Below are 20,295 nucleotides of genomic sequence, written 5' to 3'. Positions count from 1 at the left end.
ATAACCTAGCATGTCCACGAATGAATTGGAAGATTTTTTAACAAAGAAAAACCCGCCGAGTGGCGAGTCTATTTAGCAGAACTATAAAATTGACTTTGAGAATTGTCCAGCCGCAGCGCCTATGGGCTGTAGCTTTTCTTATTCCTCTTGATCAAGCATTTCTAAGATCCGCTCTAAATCCTCTTGTGAGAAAAATTCAATTTCAATTTTCCCTTTATTTTTCTTTTGAACAATATTTACCGTTGTTCCAAACCGTTCACGAAGAGAATGCTCACGCTGCTGCACAAATACATCCTTTTTCTGTTCCGGCTTTTTTGTTTCACGTGAAACATTCTCGTTTATTTGCTGGATTAACTTTTCTAATTGACGGACATTCAGTCCTTCCTTGATTACCTTGTCCACTAAAACAGGCAGCTTTGCTTTCTGTCGAAGTCCTAGTAATGCACGGCCATGTCCCATTGAAATACTCCCGCTTGAAATAAGTTCCTGAATTTTTGGAGGGAGGGAGAGCAGGCGGATATGGTTCGCTACATGCGGCCGGCTTTTTCCTAGACGCTTAGCTACCTCTTCCTGTGTAAGCTTTAACTTTTCTATTAATGTTTGATATGCTTGTCCCTCTTCTATCGGGTTTAAATCTTCTCTTTGCAGGTTTTCTAGGACAGCTAATTCCATCATTTGCTGCTCCGTGAGCTCACGGACAACAGCAGGGATGGTTTCAAGCTGCGCTTCCTTGGCAGCACGGAAGCGCCGTTCGCCGACTACAATTTCATAGCCCCTAATACTTTTGCGGACGACAATCGGCTGCAGAATCCCATGCTCTATGATCGAATCTCTTAGTTCGTCAATGGTTTCTTGCTGGAAGGTTTTCCGTGGCTGATATGGGTTTGGACGAAGCTCTTTCAGTTTAATTTCCTGGACTGTCTCTTCTTTACTTACTTCATTAAAGAAGGCATTCAATCCTTTTCCTAAACCTTTAGCCATTTGAGACCACTTCCTTCGCTAAATCTAAATAAACTTCAGCCCCCCGGGATTTAGCATCATAAGTAATGATTGGCTCCCCATGGCTGGGTGCTTCACTTAGACGTACATTTCTTGGAATAATGGTTTTATAGACTTTATCTTGAAAGTATTTTTTTACTTCTTCAATCACTTGAAGTCCAAGGTTTGTTCTTGCATCAAGCATCGTTAGCAGCACGCCCTCAATTTTCAAATCTTGATTTAAATGTTTTTGGACGAGTCTAACAGTATTTAATAATTGACTAAGACCTTCTAATGCATAGTACTCACATTGTACCGGGATTAAAACCGCATCCGATGCAGTTAGTGCATTTAATGTTAATAGTCCTAATGATGGCGGGCAATCGATAATAATGTAATCAAACTGATCTTTCACTTCCCCAAGAGCACGTTTTAACCGAACTTCTCTTGAAATAGTCGGAACCAATTCAATTTCAGCTCCTGCTAGTTGAATAGTAGCTGGAATCGCATACAAATTTTCAACAGAGGTTGCTTTAATGACATCCTTTGCTTCTACATCATCTACTAAAACATCATATATACACTGTTCAACTTCAGCCTTTTCAATACCAACTCCGCTTGTTGCATTTCCCTGCGGATCAATATCGACTAGTAAGACCCGTTTCCCTATGTATGCTAAGCAGGCACCTAGGTTGACAGAGGTTGTCGTTTTTCCGACTCCACCTTTTTGGTTTGCGATTGAAAGGATTTTCCCCACGTTGTCACCTACCTAAAATTAAAAAATAGTAAATCTAGCATTCTATCAAATGTATTAATTATCTCAATAACGGAAAAGAAAGTAAATTTTCCATTCCTTTATTCTAACATGATTTTAATTGGAGTTGGTTTGTTTCCTAAAAAAATTCCACTAGTAGATTTAGCTTATTTTTCCAATAGCGAACAAAACGGCAAAGGAGGGATTCTAAATAAAAAAGAAGAACCAAACATCATTCTGTCTAGTTCTTCGTTATCTATTTATTTACTTTTTCTTCGGGATGCGGATTGTAAATTGGTAAAATTCATCAAATTCCTCTTCCTCAGAGTCCAGGTTGATCCCGCTGTCCGATACCATGGAAAGAGATTGCCGGATGGTATTTACGGCAATTCTCATATCTTTACTAAAAGCCTTACGTTTCGGCTTTGGCGCTTGATTTTTTTGTTCAAGCAAGCGGACAACACGTTCCTCCGTTTGCTTTACATTTAAATTTCTCTCCATTACTTCAGCTAATAAGGTCACTTGTTTTTCCGGATCCTTAAGTGGAATTAAGGCACGGGCATGGCGCTCAGTAATGACTTTACTTAATAAGGCATCCTGAACAGGCTGTGGTAATTTAAGCAGACGCAGCTTATTAGCCACAGTGGATTGACCTTTCCCAAGCCGCTGTGCTAATGCTTCCTGCGTTAAATTGTGCAATTCAAGCAGTTTACCATATGCAATAGCTTCCTCAATCGGAGATAATTCTTCCCGTTGTAAATTTTCAATCAAGGCTACAGATGCGGTTTCTGTATCTGAGAGATTTTTAACAATAGCCGGCGCTTCTGTCCAGCCTAGCTTTTTCATCGCCCGCCAACGCCGCTCTCCGGCAATGATCTCGTATTTATTGGCTGCAAACTCCCGGACGACTATTGGCTGAATAATACCATGTATATGAATCGTACGTGATAATTCTTCAATTTTGTCTTCATCAAATACCGTCCGTGGCTGGAATCGGTTCGGAATTATTTGGTTAATCGGTATTTTCTTGATTTCTTCGTTTCGTTCTATATGCAGCTCCTGCTCAACCTCTTGCTCTCCCTTTTCGCCGAGGCCAAAAAAGCGTGTAAATGAACTCTTCATCCCCAACACCACCTTTAAGAAACTCCCTATTACTTATTCTATATGCAAATAATTTCTTCCTGCCTGGGATCCTGCTTTTGTAAAATTGTTATGTGCTTTTAGACGAAAACCAGTAATAACTTACCGGGGTTTTAGCTTATTCAATTGGCGACTTGCCAGGTGTACCTGGTTTGCGCGGGTACTTCTTTGGCGTTTGTTTTTCTTTTTTTATAATCAGAATGGTCCGTTCACTATCTTCCATTGGCAGCGTAAATGTATGGACCTTTTCTACCTTGCCGCCAAGCGTGGTAATCGCCTTTTGGCCAGCATCTAATTCTTCCTTAGCATGCAGGGCTTTCATTGCAAGAAAATGCCCGCCCACTTTTGCCAGCGGAATACAAAACTCGCTTAACACTGACAAGCGAGCTACAGCTCGTGCTGTCACGACATCAAAGCTTTCCCGATAGACGGGATTCACCCCAAAGGTTTCGGCGCGGTCATGAACAAAATGAATATTTTCCAAATGTAAAACATCAGCAAGATGGTTTAAAAAGGAAATCCGTTTGTTCAATGAATCTACGATTGTTACTTCGATATGTGGATAAACAATTTTTAACGGAATACTTGGAAAACCAGCTCCGGCACCAACATCACATAAATGAAAGGGTTTCGTAAAATCAAAGTAGAAGGAAGCTGTGATTGAGTCATAAAAATGCTTTAAATACACATCTGTTTTTTCCGTAATAGCGGTTAGGTTCATTTTTTCATTCCACTCAACCAAGGTTGTAAAATAGGTTTCAAACTGGTCAAGCTGTTTTTCGGAAAGGGTAATCCCCTTTTCCTGAAGGTTGGCTGTAAATTGTTCGATATTCATTAACAAATCTTCCTCACTCATTATCTAGCATTGCCGCAGGAGAGCTCTCTTAGCTAAGAGCTCCTCCGCGGTTTGCTTATTCTCACTCGTTTGAAACCCTGGCAATCCGCCCTTGTTCAAGATAAACAAGCAGAATGGAGATATCTGCTGGATTCACTCCGGAAATACGGGATGCCTGGGCAAGGGAGACAGGTTTAATTTGCTTAAGCTTTTGTTTTGCCTCTGTTGCGAGACCGTTTATGGCATCGTAATCGATATTTTCAGGAATTCGTTTGTTTTCCATTTTCTTAAGCCGTTCTACTTGCTGCAGCGATTTATCAATATAACCTTCATATTTAAGTTGAATTTCTACTTGTTCTTTCATTTCATCATCCAAAGGAAGGTCACTGCTAGTTAATTTTTCTAGTAACCCATATGTCATTTCCGGCCGTTTTAATAAATCGGAAGCACGGATCCCGTCTTTCAGTTCACTGCCGCCGATACTGCGAATCAACTCTTGAACTTCTGCAGATGGTTTTAAAATAATCGACTGTAACCGTTCCTTCTCTGCTTCAATTGCTTCCTTCTTGACTAAAAATGTTTCATAACGGTCATCACGGATTAGACCAATTCGATGACCAATTTCAGTCAAACGTAGATCCGCATTATCATGGCGCAATAACAAGCGATATTCCGCACGTGAGGTTAGCAAACGATAGGGTTCATTAGTCCCTTTTGTAATTAAATCATCAATTAATACTCCAATATAGGCATCGGAGCGGCTTAGAATTAATTGCTCTTTCCCTAAAGCATTTAACCCTGCGTTAATCCCTGCCATAATTCCTTGACCCGCAGCCTCTTCATAACCGCTTGTGCCATTAATTTGGCCGGCAGTGTATAGATTTTTGACAACCTTAGTTTCTAAGGTAGGCCATAACTGTGTTGGGACAATTGCATCATATTCAATGGCATAGCCAGCCCTCATCATCTGGGCATTTTCTAACCCAGGAACTGTTTTAAGGATTTGCAGCTGTACATCTTCTGGGAGACTGGTTGACATTCCCTGCACATAGACTTCCTGTGTATTTCTTCCTTCCGGCTCCAAAAAGATTTGATGGCGCGGCTTGTCATTAAAACGGACCACCTTATCTTCGATGGAAGGACAGTACCTTGGACCTGTGCCCTTAATCATGCCAGAAAACATCGGTGAGCGATGTAAATTATTATCAATAATTTGATGTGTTTGATCATTTGTATAAGTTAACCAGCATGGCAGCTGATCGGTAATATATTTCGTTGTTTCATATGAAAAGGCTCTTGGAACCTCATCCCCTGGTTGTATTTCCGTTTTGCTATAATCGATCGTATTACTGTTTACCCGTGGCGGTGTACCTGTCTTAAAACGGACTAAGTCGAAACCAAGCTCTTCTAAATGCTCAGACAACCTAATAGATGGCTGCTGATTATTAGGTCCGCTTGAATATTTCAATTCGCCCAGGATAACCTCCCCACGCAAATAGGTGCCTGTTGTGATCACTACTGTCTTAGCACGGTAGATCGCACCAGTCTTTGAAATAACCCCATTAACCACTCCATCTTCAACGATCAATTGTTCAACCATACCTTGAAGGAGCGTTAAATTAGGTTCTTCTTCGAGTGTTTTTTTCATTTCATGCTGATAGGCAAATTTATCGGCTTGTGCCCTTAAGGCTCTTACTGCAGGTCCTTTGCCGGTGTTTAACATTCTCATCTGGATATAGGTTTTATCAATATTTTTACCCATTTCACCACCAAGAGCATCAATCTCACGAACGACAATTCCCTTAGCCGGCCCGCCGACAGATGGGTTACATGGCATAAATGCCACCATATCTAGGTTAATTGTAATCATTAAAGTTTTAGCACCAAGTCTTGCGGCCGCAAGTCCGGCCTCACAACCAGCATGCCCTGCACCAACGACTATGACGTCATAATTTCCTGCTTCGTATTGCATGTGTTTCCTCCTTTTCCGTACCATTACGGAAACTTGCTTCTCCTAGCTCCCTGCGAGAGCTAACGCTTTTTTATTATCCTGTCCAGAATTGGCATTAGCAAAACGAATGCCTTCCCCAGAGTTCTTTATTTTCCTAAACAAAATTGGGAGAACAGTTGGTCAATGAGACTCTCATGAACACTATCCCCAATGATTTCACCAAGCAGCTCCCATGTCCGAGTCATATCGATTTGAACGATATCAATGGGAACACCCATTTCAACCCCTTCAATGGCATCTTCTATTGTTTGGAGACTCTGATTCAACACCGCAATATGGCGGGTGTTTGAAACATAGGTTATATCTCCTGCTTCAATTGACCCTGAGAAAAATAAAGAAGAAATCGCTTCTTCAAGATCATCGACGCCGCGTTCTTCCAACAACGAAGTGGTCACCAATTTATGCTCTTTAGCTAATTTCTGAACACGATCTAAATCAATTTGCTGTGGCAAGTCTGTTTTGTTCACTATAACAATAACATCCATTCCCTTGACCACTTCAAAAAGATTTTCATCTTCTACCGTCAACTGATCAGAATAATTCAATACAAGTAAAATCAGATCCGCCTCTTTTAAAACTTGACGGGAACGTTCCACACCAATCCGTTCAACAATATCTTCTGTTTCCCTTATTCCCGCTGTATCTAATAATCGAAGTGGAACACCACGAACATTCACATATTCTTCAATCACATCGCGGGTTGTCCCTGGGATATCCGTAACGATCGCTTTATTCTCATGAACGAGGCTATTTAATAAAGAGGATTTCCCGACATTAGGCCGACCGACAATGACGGTTGACAACCCTTCCCGTAATATTTTTCCCTGCTCCGAAGTTTTCAGCAGTTTTTGGATTTCTTCCCGTACAAAATGTGCTTTTTCTAAAAGCATTTTATGTGTCATTTCTTCGACATCATCATATTCCGGATAATCGATATTTACTTCTACATGGGCTAAAACCTCTAAAATTTCTTGTCTTAATGTTCGAATTAATTTAGAAAGACGACCTTCCATTTGCCCTAGAGCGACATTCATCGCCCTGTCTGTTTTTGCCCGAATTAAATCCATCACGGCTTCAGCCTGTGATAAGTCGATTCGTCCATTTAAAAAAGCCCGTTTGGTAAACTCTCCTGGTTCAGCCAATCGTGCCCCAGCCTTTAACACCTGCTGGAGCACTCGATTGACAGAAACAATTCCACCATGGCAATTAATTTCGACTACATCCTCTTTAGTAAAGGTTTTAGGTCCCTTCATCACCGAAACCATGACCTCTTCAATGACATCACCATTTTTTGGATCCAGCAAGTGCCCATAGTGAATCGTATGACTGGAAACATCGATAAGCTTTTTTCCTCCGATGCCTTTAAACATCTTGTCCGCAATCGGGATTGCCTTATCACCACTCAAGCGCACAATGGCAATAGCGCCCTCCCCCATCGGTGTCGATATTGCCGCAATTGTATCGTATTCCATTTACTTCACCTCACAAATAAAAGCTCAATCTATATATGATCGTAAATTTTATATCCAAAAAAATAGAATACCACATCATTTTCTGTTAAAAAAGTAAACCACTTCGACTATCTTACTTATCCACAGTCTTGTGATGTCCTTTTATTATTTTAACTTATCAACATGTGAATAACAATAAGCTGAGACCTGCACCTGCATTTTGTTAATCAACAAAAGTTATCAACAGTCTTATTTTCCAGGTTGCTTTCACCTTTAATGGTAATTTCCGCTTCATGCGGCTTCGCTTTCCGCTCCAATCAGCATGCTAAAAATAAACATAAAAAAAAAGGCACTCTACTTGGTAGAGTGCCCTTCATGTTAGTTACTTTTTCGCTTCTAGTTATCTTCTTACTGGTGTGATAACGATAAATCGATGTGGTTCAGATCCGTCAGAGAAGGTCTTAACGCGTTTATTATCAGATAAAGCACTATGAATAACTTTACGCTCATACGAAGGCATTGGTTCTAAGGCCACATCTTTTCCTGTCTTGACAGCCTTACCGGCAAGACGATGGGCTAACTGAATGAGTGTTTCACTTCTTCGATTCCGGTAATCTTCAGCATCCAAAATGACATTTAAATAGTGATTTGAAGAACGGTTAATGACCAGCTGAGTTAAATATTGAAGTGAATTTAGGGTTTGACCTCTTTTTCCAATTAAAAGAGCAATCTTTTCACCCGTCATCACGAAGGTCACTTGTTTACCATCTCGTATAATTTCAATTTCCGCCCGTGCACCCATTTGTTCACTAACTTGTTCTAAAAACTTCTTTGCCTCTTCAATTGGATCAAGGATAACCGTTACTTTGACAACAGCAGGCCTTGCTCCAAAAATTCCGAAGATCCCCTTTTTGCCTTCATCGATTATATCCACATCTGCGCGGTCTTTGGTAGTATTTAATTGAGCTAAAGCTGATTCTACTGCTTCTTCGACAGTTTGTCCTGTAGCAGTTACCTGTTTCACTTTTTTGCTCCTCCCGCATTACCGGCGGCCTGCGCCCTTAGGTCCGGTCCTTTAATAAAATAGGTTTGAACAATCATAAATATATTTCCGACAACCCAATACAAGGAAAGAGCTGCAGGGAAACTAAACGCAAAGAAAACAATCATAATAGGCATCATCCAGACCATCATGGCCATTTGTGGATTTTGCTCTTGTCCTGCCATCATCATTTTTTGCTGAATAAAGGTCGTAATCCCTGCCACAATCGGTAAGATATAATAAGGGTCCTTTTCTCCCAGATCAAACCATAAAAAACTATCGGAAGCAATTTCTCTCGTTCTGGAAATTGCATGATAAAAACCAATTAAAATCGGCATTTGTACGATTAATGGGAAACATCCAGCCATTGGATTGACCCCGTGTTTTTGAAAGAGTGCCATCGTTTCCTGCTGGAGCTTTTGCTGTGTTTTTTGGTCTTTCGAGCTATATTTTTCACGAAGTGCCTTCATTTCGGGCTGCAAAGCCTGCATAGCCTTTGAACTCCTTGTTTGTTTGACCATAAGCGGCAGGAGTACTAGACGAATGAGAATGGTTACCACGATTAGTGATAATCCATAGCTTCCCCCAAGCAGATGTGCTCCCTCTTTAATTACCCAAGATAACGGATAGACAATATATTCATTCCAAAAACCTGTACTTTCTGATGTAATTGGCTTTTTAATTTCACTGCAGCCAGTTAAAAATAAGAATACAGAAAGGACGCCGAACGAAAGTAATATTCGTTTTTTCAACCAAAATTTCCTCCCTACCTATACTAAGTAAACTAATATTTTGATATGTAATTTCTTTCTTTATCCTGCAGTTCTAACCCAACCAGCTAGTCCACAACTTTTGCTTCCATTTTAGCATTTTTATGGAGTGGATGTCTTTACTGTTTTAGGTATATTAAAACTATTTTTCCAAATGGTTAGTTTTTCTTCAATACTTTCCCAACCTTCAGCACATGGGTAAGACTCTTCTTCACTTCAAAAAAGTCCATTTCAGCAACAGGTTTCCTGGCGATGATTACATAATCATTCCCTTTTGTTAGTTGATCCTGCATTTCCATGACGGATTGCCTTACATATCGTTTAATTCTATTTCTAGTAACAGCATTTCCAAGCTTTTTACTTACAGACAATCCGATTCGAAAAAAGTCTTGTTCCTCTTTTTCTAATGAATAGACCACAAATTGCCGGTTTGCAAACGACCGCCCCTTCTTAAAGGCCGCTTGAAAATCGTTATTCTTCTTTACTCGGAATTCTTTTTTCATAAAAAAAACTCCTTTATCTAGGTTTATACGATGAGAATTGTCTTGCAGCAGCGCCTCGGGGCCCGGAGCCCCTGATCCAAACGCTTCTGCTTTTCTTTGTCTAGCTTCAGTGCCTAGGGGCTCAGGGTCATAAGCCAAACCGTCAAGAAGGCTAAACAACAGCCTTCTCGCCAGCTTGTCTTGTGCCTGTCGCCCCTGGTCAAGGCGCTTCCGCTTTTCTAATAGCGCTTCCACTATAATTGAAAAAAAGACCACTGAGACGTTTCAGTGGCCTAAGCTGATAATACTTTTCTTCCTTTTTGACGACGGCGAGCAAGAACCTTACGTCCGTTTGCTGAGCTCATGCGACTACGGAATCCGTGAACTTTACTATGTTTACGTTTATTTGGTTGATATGTTCTTTTCATATATGACACCTCCCTGAGGAATAGCTATCAAATTTAAATCTTAATTGACAGTCCTACTTATTATAAAGACGTCTACTTGTAATTGTCAACATCTCTCTAAAGATTATTCGTTATTTCCAATATTTCTCGGTATGAGTTCTTTGCTTACAAGAAATTCTATCGGTAAGATGCCGAACGATTAAATCACATCCCTGTCTGTCACACCTGATCAAGATGCTTCCGCTTTTCTAGATTGTCTGGCTCCGGTGACCAGCGACTAGAGTATTGGCCCTCTCCTCCTTACGATAAGTCAACATCGAATCTCTTACGCTCTTCGTGTTTCCTTTATCTCATGCGGAGCGGATCCAATCCTTACGTCGCTAAACGGTCACCTCCGCTTTCCTTGGCTGTGGAAAATTTTTCGACATTATTTTTATTATCCACACATGATATTGACAGGTTTTACACAAACCATCAGCTTGTGGACAAATTTTACACACAGAATGTTACAGTTGTGGATAAACTACGAAAAAGCATTGCACCTCAGGCAATTATTTGTTATTATATTTGTGTTTTCACTCTGAATAACTTCATCAACAGAAAAGTGTTATCCACAAATTGTGGATAACATGTGGATAGTTTATCCTAGCATTCTGTAAAAACTTGTCCACAAGCGGTGGATATTGTCGAAACTCCACTTTATTTCCTTATTATAAGTTTTTCCACAATCACTGTTTTGTATATTTATAAATTAATAGGTTGTACTGCCGGTATAACCTATTTTTTCACGGAACATTGCCGTTAATAAATATTTGTTTGGAGTTAGGCAGTAATTAAAGAGAGTGTCTGTTATGATAAATTGTTTTATAAAATGAAAAAGGAGGGATATTAGTTGGAAAATATTGCGGATCTTTGGAATGCAGCGCTGGCCAATATCGAGAAAAAGATAAGCAAGCCAAGCTTTGATACCTGGCTTAAATCTACAAAAGCCCATTCCTTACAAGGCAATCTCCTGGTGATTACCGCTCCTAATGAATTTGCAAGGGACTGGCTGGAAGAGCGTTATTCTCAGTTAATCTCGGGAATCCTTTATGAAATAACCGGTGAAGAGCTATCTGTAAAGTTTATTATTCCGCAAAATCAAAATGAAGCTGAAAATGACGTCCAGCTGCCGCCTAAAAAGATTAAAAAAGATGATGATCACGTCGAATTCCCCCAGGGAATCTTAAATCAAAAATATACTTTTGATACATTTGTTATTGGCTCAGGAAATCGATTTGCCCACGCTGCGTCACTTGCAGTAGCAGAAGCACCAGCAAAGGCTTATAATCCCTTATTTATTTATGGGGGAGTGGGACTCGGAAAAACGCACTTAATGCATGCTATTGGCCATTATGTTCTAGATCATAATCCAGCTGCAAAAGTAGTTTACTTATCATCCGAAAAATTCACGAATGAATTTATTAACTCAATTCGTGATAATAAAGCAGAGAGTTTCCGCAATAAATATCGGAATGTCGATATCTTACTTATTGATGATATTCAGTTCCTGGCCGGAAAAGAATCAACCCAGGAAGAATTTTTCCATACCTTTAATGCCCTGCATGAGGAAAGCAAACAAATTATTATCTCAAGTGACCGCCCGCCAAGGGAAATTCCCACATTAGAAGACCGGCTTCGTTCGCGATTCGAGTGGGGCTTAATTACCGATATCACTCCGCCTGATTTAGAGACGAGAATAGCGATTCTCCGTAAAAAAGCAAAGGCTGAAGGTTTAGATATTCCGAATGAAGTGATGCTATACATTGCTAACCAGATTGATTCGAACATCCGTGAGCTCGAAGGTGCGCTCATTAGGGTGGTGGCTTATTCGTCTTTAATCAATAAAGATATCAATGCAGATCTTGCAGCCGAGGCATTAAAAGATATCATCCCAAGCTCTAAGCCAAAGGTGATTACCATTCATGAAATTCAAAAGGTTGTTGGGGAGCATTATAGTATTAAACTAGAGGACTTCAAAGCAAAAAAGCGGACAAAGTCTGTTGCCTTTCCACGGCAGATCGCTATGTACTTATCACGTGAATTAACCGATTATTCCTTGCCAAAAATAGGAGAGGAATTTGGCGGACGTGACCATACAACCGTCATTCACGCACATGAAAAAATTTCAAAGCTCCTTCAAACCGATTCTATGTTTCAAAAACAAATGAAGGAATTACATGAGCTTTTAAAAATATAGTTTATTTTTTTTGTTTATACTGTGAATAACTTCTTGGGATCTATACACAGTCTGTCCACATGTGGATAGGCTGTGTTTCTATTGAAAATAGTAGTTATCCACATACTAACAGGGCCTACTAGTACTTCTACTATTTTTTTAAAAAATAATATTATATGTAACAGCAATAAAAATATGCATAATACGGAGGATTAAATCGATGAAATTTATCATCCAGCGCGACCACTTAGTTCAAAGTGTTCAAGATGTAATGAAGGCTGTCACTTCTAGAACGACTATACCAATCTTAACGGGGATTAAAATAACAGCTTCAACTGAAGGAGTTACATTAACCGGCAGTGATTCAGACATATCGATTGAATCATTTATTCCTAAAGAAGATGATGGAAATGAAATTGTGGAAATCAGACAACCAGGTGCGATTGTCCTTCAAGCCAAATTTTTTAGTGAAATTGTTAAAAAGCTTCCTACCGATACGGTTGAAATAGAAGTTCTAGGATCGTTACAAACCGTTATTCGCTCTGGAAAGTCCGAATTTAATCTGAACGGTCTTGATGCAGAAGAATATCCACATCTTCCTCAAGTTGAGGAAAACAACAAATTTCACATTGCGACAGATCTTCTAAAAGCAATGATTCGTCAAACACACTTTGCGGTGTCCACCTCAGAAACACGCCCCATCTTGACAGGTGTAAACTGGCGGATTGAAAATGAAGAACTAACCTGTATTGCAACAGACAGCCATCGTCTTGCTTTACGAAAAGCTAAAATTGAATCAGAAAGTCACGAAAACTATAATGTGGTCATTCCTGGCAAAAGCTTAAATGAATTAAGTAAAATTATTGCTGACTCGAATGAATTAATTGATATTGTCATCACAGAGAATCAAATTTTATTCAAAGCGAAACACTTATTATTCTTCTCAAGATTATTAGAAGGAAACTATCCTGATACATCAAGATTGATTCCTGAGGAAAGTAAAACTGATGTAACAGTGAATACCAAAGAGTTTCTACAAGCGATTGATCGTGCCTCCCTTTTAGCTCGTGAAGGAAGAAATAATGTGGTGAAACTGTCTACCATTGAGGGAGGAACAATTGAAATTTCATCAAATACTCCCGAAATTGGAAAGGTAGTGGAAGAAATTCAGAGCCAATCCATAGACGGAGAAGAGCTGAAGATCTCTTTTAGTGCAAAATATATGATGGATGCGCTAAAGGCCTTAGAAGGAACAGAAATTAAAGTAAGTTTTACCGGCGCAATGCGTCCGTTTGTTATTCGTCCACTTCATGACGAAACGATTTTGCAGCTTATATTGCCAGTTAGAACCTACTAAATAAAAAGCCCTTTACAACCTATAAGCCACCATATTACTGGTGGCTTCTTTATATGCTAAGGTTGAGTTTACTGTGTTACTTCACTGCAGCAATAGACCGCTTACTTTTATTTTTTTCTAGTTTCCTTTGTGTCTGACTAATTTTTTTAGTAAAATAAAGTATTGGGACCATTTTTAGAAATGAGGATGAAAAGATGCCTGAAAAAATTAAATTGGATACCGAGTATATTACATTAGGGCAATTTTTGAAGCTGGCGGATGTAATCCAAACAGGCGGTATGGCCAAATGGTTTTTAAGCGAGCATGAAATATTTATCAATGGTGAGCAAGACCAAAGAAGAGGGAGAAAGCTTCGCGTTGGTGACAAAGTCGAAATAGTCGGTTACGGGGAATTTGTAATTAGCGAGTAGCTAAAGGATGTTGTTGCCATGTATATAGAAAAATTAGCACTTAAAGATTATCGGAACTATGACGAGTTATTCGTCGAGTTTGAAAATAAGGTAAATGTTATTTTGGGAGAAAATGCTCAAGGGAAAACCAATGTAATGGAATCTATTTATGTGTTAGCAATGGCCAAGTCACACCGAACGTCTAATGACAAAGAACTTATTCGCTGGGACCAGGAGTATGCTAAAATAGAAGGAAGAGTTCAAAAGCAGCACAGCTCCCTGCCCTTGCAGCTGGTAATCTCAAAAAAAGGAAAAAAGGCAAAGCTGAACCATATTGAACAGCAAAAATTAAGCCAATATGTTGGAAACCTAAATGTAGTCATGTTTGCACCCGAGGATTTGAATATTGTAAAAGGCAGCCCTCAGGTACGAAGACGATTTATTGATATGGAAATTGGCCAGGTATCACCGATTTACTTACATGATATGAGTCAATATCAAAAAATACTTCAACAACGCAATCATTATTTAAAAATGATGCAAATCAAAAAACAAAGCGATCCAACCATGCTCGAGGTTTTAACCGAACAATTTATTGACATGGCTGTAAAGGTCGTTAAAAAAAGGTTTGAATTTCTGAGATTACTCGAAAATTGGGCTAAACCTATTCATCAAGGTATTTCAAGAGGCTTGGAAACACTTGAAATTATGTATAAACCTTCTGTAGAGGTATTAGAAGAACAAGATTTGTCGAAAATGATAGAAAGCTTTCAGGAAAAATTTTCTAAAGTGAGAGGCAGGGAAATAGAACGAGGAACTACCTTGTTTGGCCCGCATCGTGATGACGTATTGTTTTTCGTTAATGGAAGGGATGTTCAAACATACGGCTCCCAAGGGCAGCAACGTACAACGGCCCTCTCTGTAAAGCTGGCTGAAATTGAATTGATTCATAATGAAATTGGTGAATATCCAATTCTTTTGCTTGATGATGTTTTATCCGAATTAGATGATTACAGGCAATCCCATTTACTCAATACCATTCAAGGGAGAGTCCAGACATTTGTCACTACGACAAGTGTGGAAGGAATTGATCATCAGACATTAAAAGATGCTTCAACCTATATTGTGCAGGCAGGCACCATAAAGAAGGTTAATTGAGGTGGGTTAATGTATATTCACATCGGGGAAGAGTTAAATATTAGGGCGGAAGAAATTATTTCAATATTAGATAAAGAAAGTGCCAATCAATCACCATTGGTGAATGAATTTTTGAAAAAACAATGCGAAAAAGTCATTAAATTGTCTAAAAACCCCTATAAATCAGTCATTATTACATATGACAAGATTTATTTATCCCCCATTGCTTCAGGAACATTAAAGAAACGTTCAAATCAAATGAGTATACATGAATTTTAATATAGATCTTTATTTTAATCATTTAGTTAGAGATATTTTTGTCAGAAGGTGTAGGTGAACAAGTATGACTTTGGAACAAAAAGCAGTAGAGGGAGCATACGGCGCTGATCAAATTCAAGTTCTTGAGGGGCTTGAAGCAGTACGGAAAAGACCAGGTATGTATATTGGTTCAACAAGCGGAAAGGGTCTGCATCATCTTGTTTGGGAAATAGTTGATAATAGTATTGATGAAGCCCTGGCAGGCTACTGTGATGAAATCAATGTCATTATTGAAGAAGATAATAGTATCACGGTAAAGGACAATGGCCGTGGAATCCCAGTTGATATTCAAGAAAAAATGGGCAGACCAGCGGTCGAAGTAATCATGACCGTACTTCACGCGGGTGGAAAGTTTGGCGGTGGAGGCTATAAGGTTTCCGGCGGTTTGCATGGTGTAGGTGCATCGGTTGTTAATGCTCTTTCTACCAAACTTGAAGTTAATGTTCATCGTGACGGTAAAATTTATCAGATTATCTTTGAACGCGGTGCAGTTGTTTCTGAACTAAAGGTAATTGGAACTACTGACAAAACCGGAACGATCACTCATTTTAAACCAGACGGTGAGATCTTTACGGAAACATTAGTGTATGAATATGATATTCTTGCTACTCGTTTACGTGAGCTTGCCTTTCTTAACAGAGGAATCAAAATCTCAATTGAGGATAAACGTGAAGAAAATAAACGGAATGAATATCACTATGAGGGTGGTATTAAATCGTATGTTGAACATCTAAATCGTACAAAAGAAGTAGTCCATGATGAGCCCATCTACATGGAAGGAGAAAAAGACGGCATTAGTGTGGAAGTCGCACTCCAATACAACGAGGGCTATACAGAAAATATTTACTCTTTTGCAAATAATATTCATACCTATGAAGGCGGTACACATGAATCAGGTTTTAAGACCGCTTTAACAAGAGTGATAAATGATTATGCTAGAAAAAATGGCATATTCAAGGAAAGTGATCCAAACCTTTCCGGTGAGGATGTACGTGAAGGCATTACAGCGATTGTTTCAATCAAACACCCTGATCCTCAATTTGAAGGACAAACAAAAACGAAGCTTGGAAACTCAGAAGTCAGAGCGATTACTGATACCGTTTTTGCAAGTACCTTTGATAAATTTTTATTAGAGAATCCAACCGTGGCAAGAAAAATTGTTGATAAAGGATTGATGGCATCAAGGGCAAGGCTTGCTGCTAAGAAGGCTAGGGAATTAACTCGCCGCAAAAGTGCCTTAGAGGTTTCCAGTCTGCCTGGGAAATTAGCAGATTGTTCTTCAAAGGATCCTTCAGAAAGTGAATTGTACATCGTAGAGGGTGACTCGGCCGGCGGGTCAGCAAAGCAAGGACGTGATCGTCACTTCCAAGCCATTCTACCGCTGCGCGGGAAAATTCTTAATGTAGAAAAAGCACGTTTAGATCGAATTTTATCTAACAATGAAGTTAGAGCGATGATTACTGCAATAGGAACAGGAATTGGCGAAGACTTTGATATATCTAAAGCTCGTTACCATAAAGTGGTTATTATGACAGATGCCGATGTGGATGGTGCTCATATTCGTACCCTTCTTTTAACGTTCTTTTACCGCTTTATGAGAAAAATTTTAGAAGCTGGTTATGTTTATATTGCCCAGCCGCCTCTTTACAAGGTACAGCAAGGCAAACGAATTGAGTATGCCTATAATGATAAAGAACTTGAGCGGATATTTGCAGAGCTGCCAGCTGCACCGAAACCTAATATCCAACGATATAAAGGTTTAGGGGAAATGAACCCTGAACAGTTATGGGAGACAACGATGGATCCTGCTAATAGAAGTATGCTCCAAGTAAGTCTTGAAGATGCAATTGAGGCAGATGAAACCTTTGATATGTTAATGGGTGAGAAGGTAGAACCACGTCGAAACTTCATTGAGGAAAACGCACAATACGTAAAGAATTTAGATATATAAAAAGCGGAGGGAGGTATGTAATATGACGGAAACACCTAATTCAAAAGTAAGCGAAATTAATATTAGTCAGGAAATGAAATCATCCTTTCTTGACTATGCGATGAGTGTTATTGTTTCACGTGCCCTTCCAGATGTTCGGGATGGGTTAAAACCAGTTCATCGCCGTATTTTATATGCCATGCATGACCTTGGCATTCATGCAGATAAACCATATAAAAAGTCTGCTCGTATCGTTGGGGATGTTATCGGTAAATATCACCCGCATGGTGATTCTGCTGTATATGAAACAATGGTCCGGATGGCACAGGATTTTAACTACCGTTATATGCTCGTAGATGGACATGGAAACTTTGGGTCTGTCGATGGAGACTCAGCGGCCGCAATGCGTTATACAGAATCAAGAATGTCCAAAATCTCGATGGAACTACTAAGAGATTTAAATAAAGATACCATCGATTACCAAGATAACTATGATGGTGAAGAAAGAGAGCCGGTTGTGCTGCCGGCCCGATTCCCAAACCTTTTAGTAAATGGTACAACCGGGATTGCCGTAGGTATGGCAACCAATATCCCGCCACACCAATTAGGGGAAGTGATTGATGGGGTATTAGCAGTAAGCCGCGAACCTGAAATCACTATCCAAGAATTAATGGAAATCATTCCAGGTCCGGACTTTCCAACAGGCGGGATTATTATTGGCCGCAGTGGAATTAGAAAAGCATATGAAACAGGCCGTGGCTCGATTACCATCCGTGCTAAAGTGGAGATTGAACAGAAAACCAACGGTAAAGAAGTCATAATCGTTAATGAAATACCATATCAAGTAAATAAAGCAAGATTAATTGAAAAAATTGCCGAGCTTGCCCGTGATAAAAAAATTGAAGGAATCACCGACCTTAGAGATGAATCCGACCGCCGCGGGATGCGGATTGTCATTGAGGTCCGTAAAGATGCAAATGCGAATGTTCTTTTAAATAATTTATATAAGCAAACAGCTCTGCAAACCAGTTTTGGAATAAACACATTGGCATTAGTAGATGGACAGCCAAAAGTGTTAAGCCTAAAGCAGTGTTTGGTTTACTATTTAGATCATCAAAAAGTGGTTATTCGCCGGAGAACGCAATTCGAATTAAACAAAGCAGAAGCCCGTGCACATATTCTGGAAGGATTAAGAATTGCACTTGATAATTTAGATGCTGTCATTACCCTGATCCGAGGCTCTCGTACAACGGATATTGCCCGTGAAGGCTTAATGACCCAGTTTAATCTTTCTGAAAAACAGGCCCAAGCCATTCTTGATATGCGGTTACAGCGTTTAACTGGATTAGAAAGAGAAAAGATTGAGGATGAATTCCAAAGTTTGATGAAGCTAATTGCTGAACTAAAAGCAATTTTAGCTGATGAGGAAAAGATTCTTGATATTATTCGAGAAGAATTATTAGAAATTAAAGAACGTTTTAATGATAAGCGCCGGACGGAAATTGTCATGGGCGGAATTGAAAATATTGAAGACGAGGATTTAATTCCACGTGAAAATATCGTTATTTCGTTAACTCACAATGGATATATTAAACGGCTCCCAGTGTCCACTTATCGCGCGCAGAGACGAGGCGGCCGAGGGATACAAGGAATGGGAACGAATGAGGATGACTTTGTTGAACATCTAATTACTACTTCATCCCATGATACGATTTTATTCTTTACCAATAAAGGTAAGGTTTATCGTTCTAAAGGTTATGAGATACCAGAATACAGCAGGACAGCTAAAGGACTTCCAATTATAAATATGCTTGGTATCGAAAAAGGTGAATGGATCAATGCCATTATCCCTGTAGATGAATTTGTGGACGATTGGTTCTTATTCTTCACAACGAAGGAAGGGGTCTCAAAGCGTTCACCACTTTCATCTTTTGCTCATATCCGCAACAATGGGCTGATTGCCTTAAGTCTGCGCGAAGGGGATGAACTAATCTCTGTTCGTCTGACTGATGGGACAAAACATATTATTATTGGTACTAAAAAAGGTATGCTAATCCACTTTCCAGAAACGGATGTTCGATCAATGGGACGTACGGCAACAGGGGTCAAAGGGATTACACTTGACTCAGATGATGAAGTAGTGGGTATGGAAGTAATAGAAGAAGATAACGATGTACTAATTGTAACCAAAAATGGCTATGGAAAACGTACCCCTGCTTCTGAGTACCGGATTCAAGGCCGTGGTGGTAAAGGGATCAAAACCTGCCATGTCACAGAGAAAAACGGTAATCTAGTCTCCATGAGGGCTGTAACTGGCGAAGAGGATCTTATGCTGATTACAACCGGTGGTGTGTTAATTCGGACTGATGTTGCAGGTATTTCACAGATGGGTCGGAATACACAAGGTGTTAAATTGATCAGTCTAAAAGAAAGTGAAAACGAATTTGTTGCAACTGTAGCAAAGGTTGAAAAAGAAGAGGAACTAGACCAAACAGCTGAAGATGCTTTAGATGATAGCAATGAGGCAGTCATCGATGAGGATCAACATGGCAGTCTTCCTAAAGGTGAAGAATAACTTTGATTAAGAGGGGCACTTTAAAGTGCTCCTTTTATTATGGCCAAGAGTTGAGGTATTATATAAATCCCAAAAAATATTTAAAAAATTATTGACTTCACTTGATATGGGTGGTATATTTATAAAGTCGCTTCGGGGCGATGGTTGTTCTTTGAAAACTAAACAAACAAAAACGTCAACAAACAATACTATTCATTTCTTACGAAATGAAGCCAACGTAACAAAATGAGCTAATCAACTTTCATGGAGAGTTTGATCCTGGCTCAGGACGAACGCTGGCGGCGTGCCTAATACATGCAAGTCGAGCGAATCAATAGGAGCTTGCTCCTGTTGGTTAGCGGCGGACGGGTGAGTAACACGTGGGCAACCTGCCTGTAAGACTGGGATAACAACGGGAAACCGGTGCTAATACCGGATAATCCTTTTTCTCTCATGAGGAAAAGCTGAAAGTCGGTTTCGGCTGACACTTACAGATGGGCCCGCGGCGCATTAGCTAGTTGG

General features: G+C 39.7%; 17 protein-coding genes and 1 rRNA gene. 8 read left to right on the top strand and 10 right to left on the bottom strand.

The window, feature by feature from the left end; all coding sequences use genetic code 11:
* Window positions 1-138 precede the first annotated feature (138 nt).
* From J7E81_RS27160 to rpmH, 10 genes are all read right to left on the bottom strand, one after another.
* Entirely contained in the window at window positions 139-981 is an 843-nt protein-coding gene (locus J7E81_RS27160) for a ParB/RepB/Spo0J family partition protein (protein ID WP_215047302.1), read from the bottom strand.
* The gene (locus tag J7E81_RS27155) at window positions 974-1,735 is read right to left on the bottom strand and encodes a ParA family protein (protein WP_101650089.1); all 762 of its coding nucleotides are present in this window, start codon (window positions 1,733-1,735) and stop codon (window positions 974-976) included. Before J7E81_RS27155 ends, J7E81_RS27160 begins: the two co-directional genes overlap by 8 nt.
* Before the next feature lie 261 nt (window positions 1,736-1,996).
* A complete protein-coding gene (gene noc / locus J7E81_RS27150) occupies window positions 1,997-2,854 on the bottom strand; it encodes a nucleoid occlusion protein (protein WP_215047301.1) in 858 nt (285 codons plus the stop codon).
* A gap of 136 nt (window positions 2,855-2,990) precedes the next feature.
* Window positions 2,991-3,707: a 16S rRNA (guanine(527)-N(7))-methyltransferase RsmG gene (gene rsmG / locus J7E81_RS27145; protein ID WP_215047300.1), complete on the bottom strand. Its 717-nt coding sequence runs from the start codon at window positions 3,705-3,707 to the stop codon at window positions 2,991-2,993.
* A gap of 82 nt (window positions 3,708-3,789) precedes the next feature.
* The gene (gene mnmG, locus J7E81_RS27140) at window positions 3,790-5,679 is read right to left on the bottom strand and encodes a tRNA uridine-5-carboxymethylaminomethyl(34) synthesis enzyme MnmG (RefSeq protein ID WP_215047299.1); all 1,890 of its coding nucleotides are present in this window, start codon (window positions 5,677-5,679) and stop codon (window positions 3,790-3,792) included.
* A gap of 125 nt (window positions 5,680-5,804) precedes the next feature.
* Window positions 5,805-7,190 carry a tRNA uridine-5-carboxymethylaminomethyl(34) synthesis GTPase MnmE gene (mnmE, locus tag J7E81_RS27135; RefSeq protein WP_215047298.1) on the bottom strand — a complete coding sequence of 462 codons (1,386 nt, stop codon included), beginning with the start codon at window positions 7,188-7,190 and terminating at the stop codon, window positions 5,805-5,807.
* Window positions 7,191-7,569: 379 nt separating this feature from the next.
* Window positions 7,570-8,193: an RNA-binding cell elongation regulator Jag/EloR gene (gene jag, locus J7E81_RS27130; protein WP_215047297.1), complete on the bottom strand. Its 624-nt coding sequence runs from the start codon at window positions 8,191-8,193 to the stop codon at window positions 7,570-7,572.
* Window positions 8,190-8,963 (bottom strand): YidC family membrane integrase SpoIIIJ, encoded by a 774-nt coding sequence (gene spoIIIJ, locus J7E81_RS27125; protein ID WP_215047296.1) that lies wholly within the window; start codon window positions 8,961-8,963, stop codon window positions 8,190-8,192. The genes jag and spoIIIJ overlap by 4 nt, the downstream gene beginning before the upstream one ends.
* Window positions 8,964-9,139: 176 nt before the next feature.
* Window positions 9,140-9,484, bottom strand: a complete 345-nt coding sequence (gene rnpA, locus J7E81_RS27120) for a ribonuclease P protein component (protein ID WP_215047295.1) — start codon at window positions 9,482-9,484, stop codon at window positions 9,140-9,142.
* 272 nt (window positions 9,485-9,756) lie between these two features.
* Window positions 9,757-9,891 carry a 50S ribosomal protein L34 gene (rpmH, locus tag J7E81_RS27115; protein ID WP_063255153.1) on the bottom strand — a complete coding sequence of 45 codons (135 nt, stop codon included), beginning with the start codon at window positions 9,889-9,891 and terminating at the stop codon, window positions 9,757-9,759.
* An 871-nt stretch (window positions 9,892-10,762) separates the two neighbouring features.
* On the opposite strand from rpmH, the gene dnaA reads away from it, so the two are divergent.
* From dnaA to J7E81_RS27075, 8 genes are all read left to right on the top strand, one after another.
* On the top strand, window positions 10,763-12,109 hold the full coding sequence (dnaA, locus tag J7E81_RS27110; RefSeq protein ID WP_215047294.1) for a chromosomal replication initiator protein DnaA: 1,347 nt from the start codon (window positions 10,763-10,765) through the stop codon (window positions 12,107-12,109).
* Window positions 12,110-12,308: 199 nt separating this feature from the next.
* Window positions 12,309-13,445, top strand: coding sequence for a DNA polymerase III subunit beta (dnaN, locus tag J7E81_RS27105; RefSeq protein WP_215047293.1), 1,137 nt, complete (start codon window positions 12,309-12,311; stop codon window positions 13,443-13,445).
* 194 nt (window positions 13,446-13,639) lie between these two features.
* Window positions 13,640-13,855, top strand: a complete 216-nt coding sequence (yaaA, locus tag J7E81_RS27100) for a S4 domain-containing protein YaaA (protein WP_215047292.1) — start codon at window positions 13,640-13,642, stop codon at window positions 13,853-13,855.
* An 18-nt stretch (window positions 13,856-13,873) separates the two neighbouring features.
* Window positions 13,874-14,992, top strand: a complete 1,119-nt coding sequence (gene recF / locus J7E81_RS27095) for a DNA replication/repair protein RecF (protein WP_215047291.1) — start codon at window positions 13,874-13,876, stop codon at window positions 14,990-14,992.
* 9 nt (window positions 14,993-15,001) lie between these two features.
* Complete coding sequence (gene remB / locus J7E81_RS27090; protein WP_215047290.1) at window positions 15,002-15,250, top strand: extracellular matrix regulator RemB; 249 nt, start codon at window positions 15,002-15,004, stop codon at window positions 15,248-15,250.
* Window positions 15,251-15,314: 64 nt separating this feature from the next.
* The gene (gene gyrB, locus J7E81_RS27085; protein ID WP_374104106.1) at window positions 15,315-17,240 is read left to right on the top strand and encodes a DNA topoisomerase (ATP-hydrolyzing) subunit B; all 1,926 of its coding nucleotides are present in this window, start codon (window positions 15,315-15,317) and stop codon (window positions 17,238-17,240) included.
* 22 nt (window positions 17,241-17,262) lie between these two features.
* A complete protein-coding gene (gene gyrA / locus J7E81_RS27080; RefSeq protein WP_215047289.1) occupies window positions 17,263-19,794 on the top strand; it encodes a DNA gyrase subunit A in 2,532 nt (843 codons plus the stop codon).
* 240 nt (window positions 19,795-20,034) lie between these two features.
* A 16S ribosomal RNA gene (locus J7E81_RS27075) occupies window positions 20,035-20,295 on the top strand; the annotation flags it as partial.

The organism is Bacillus sp. ISL-18, from assembly GCF_018613415.1.
In the GTDB taxonomy this organism is placed as follows: Bacteria; Bacillota; Bacilli; order Bacillales; family Cytobacillaceae; genus Neobacillus.
This window is presented reverse-complemented; position numbering and strand designations above follow the sequence as displayed.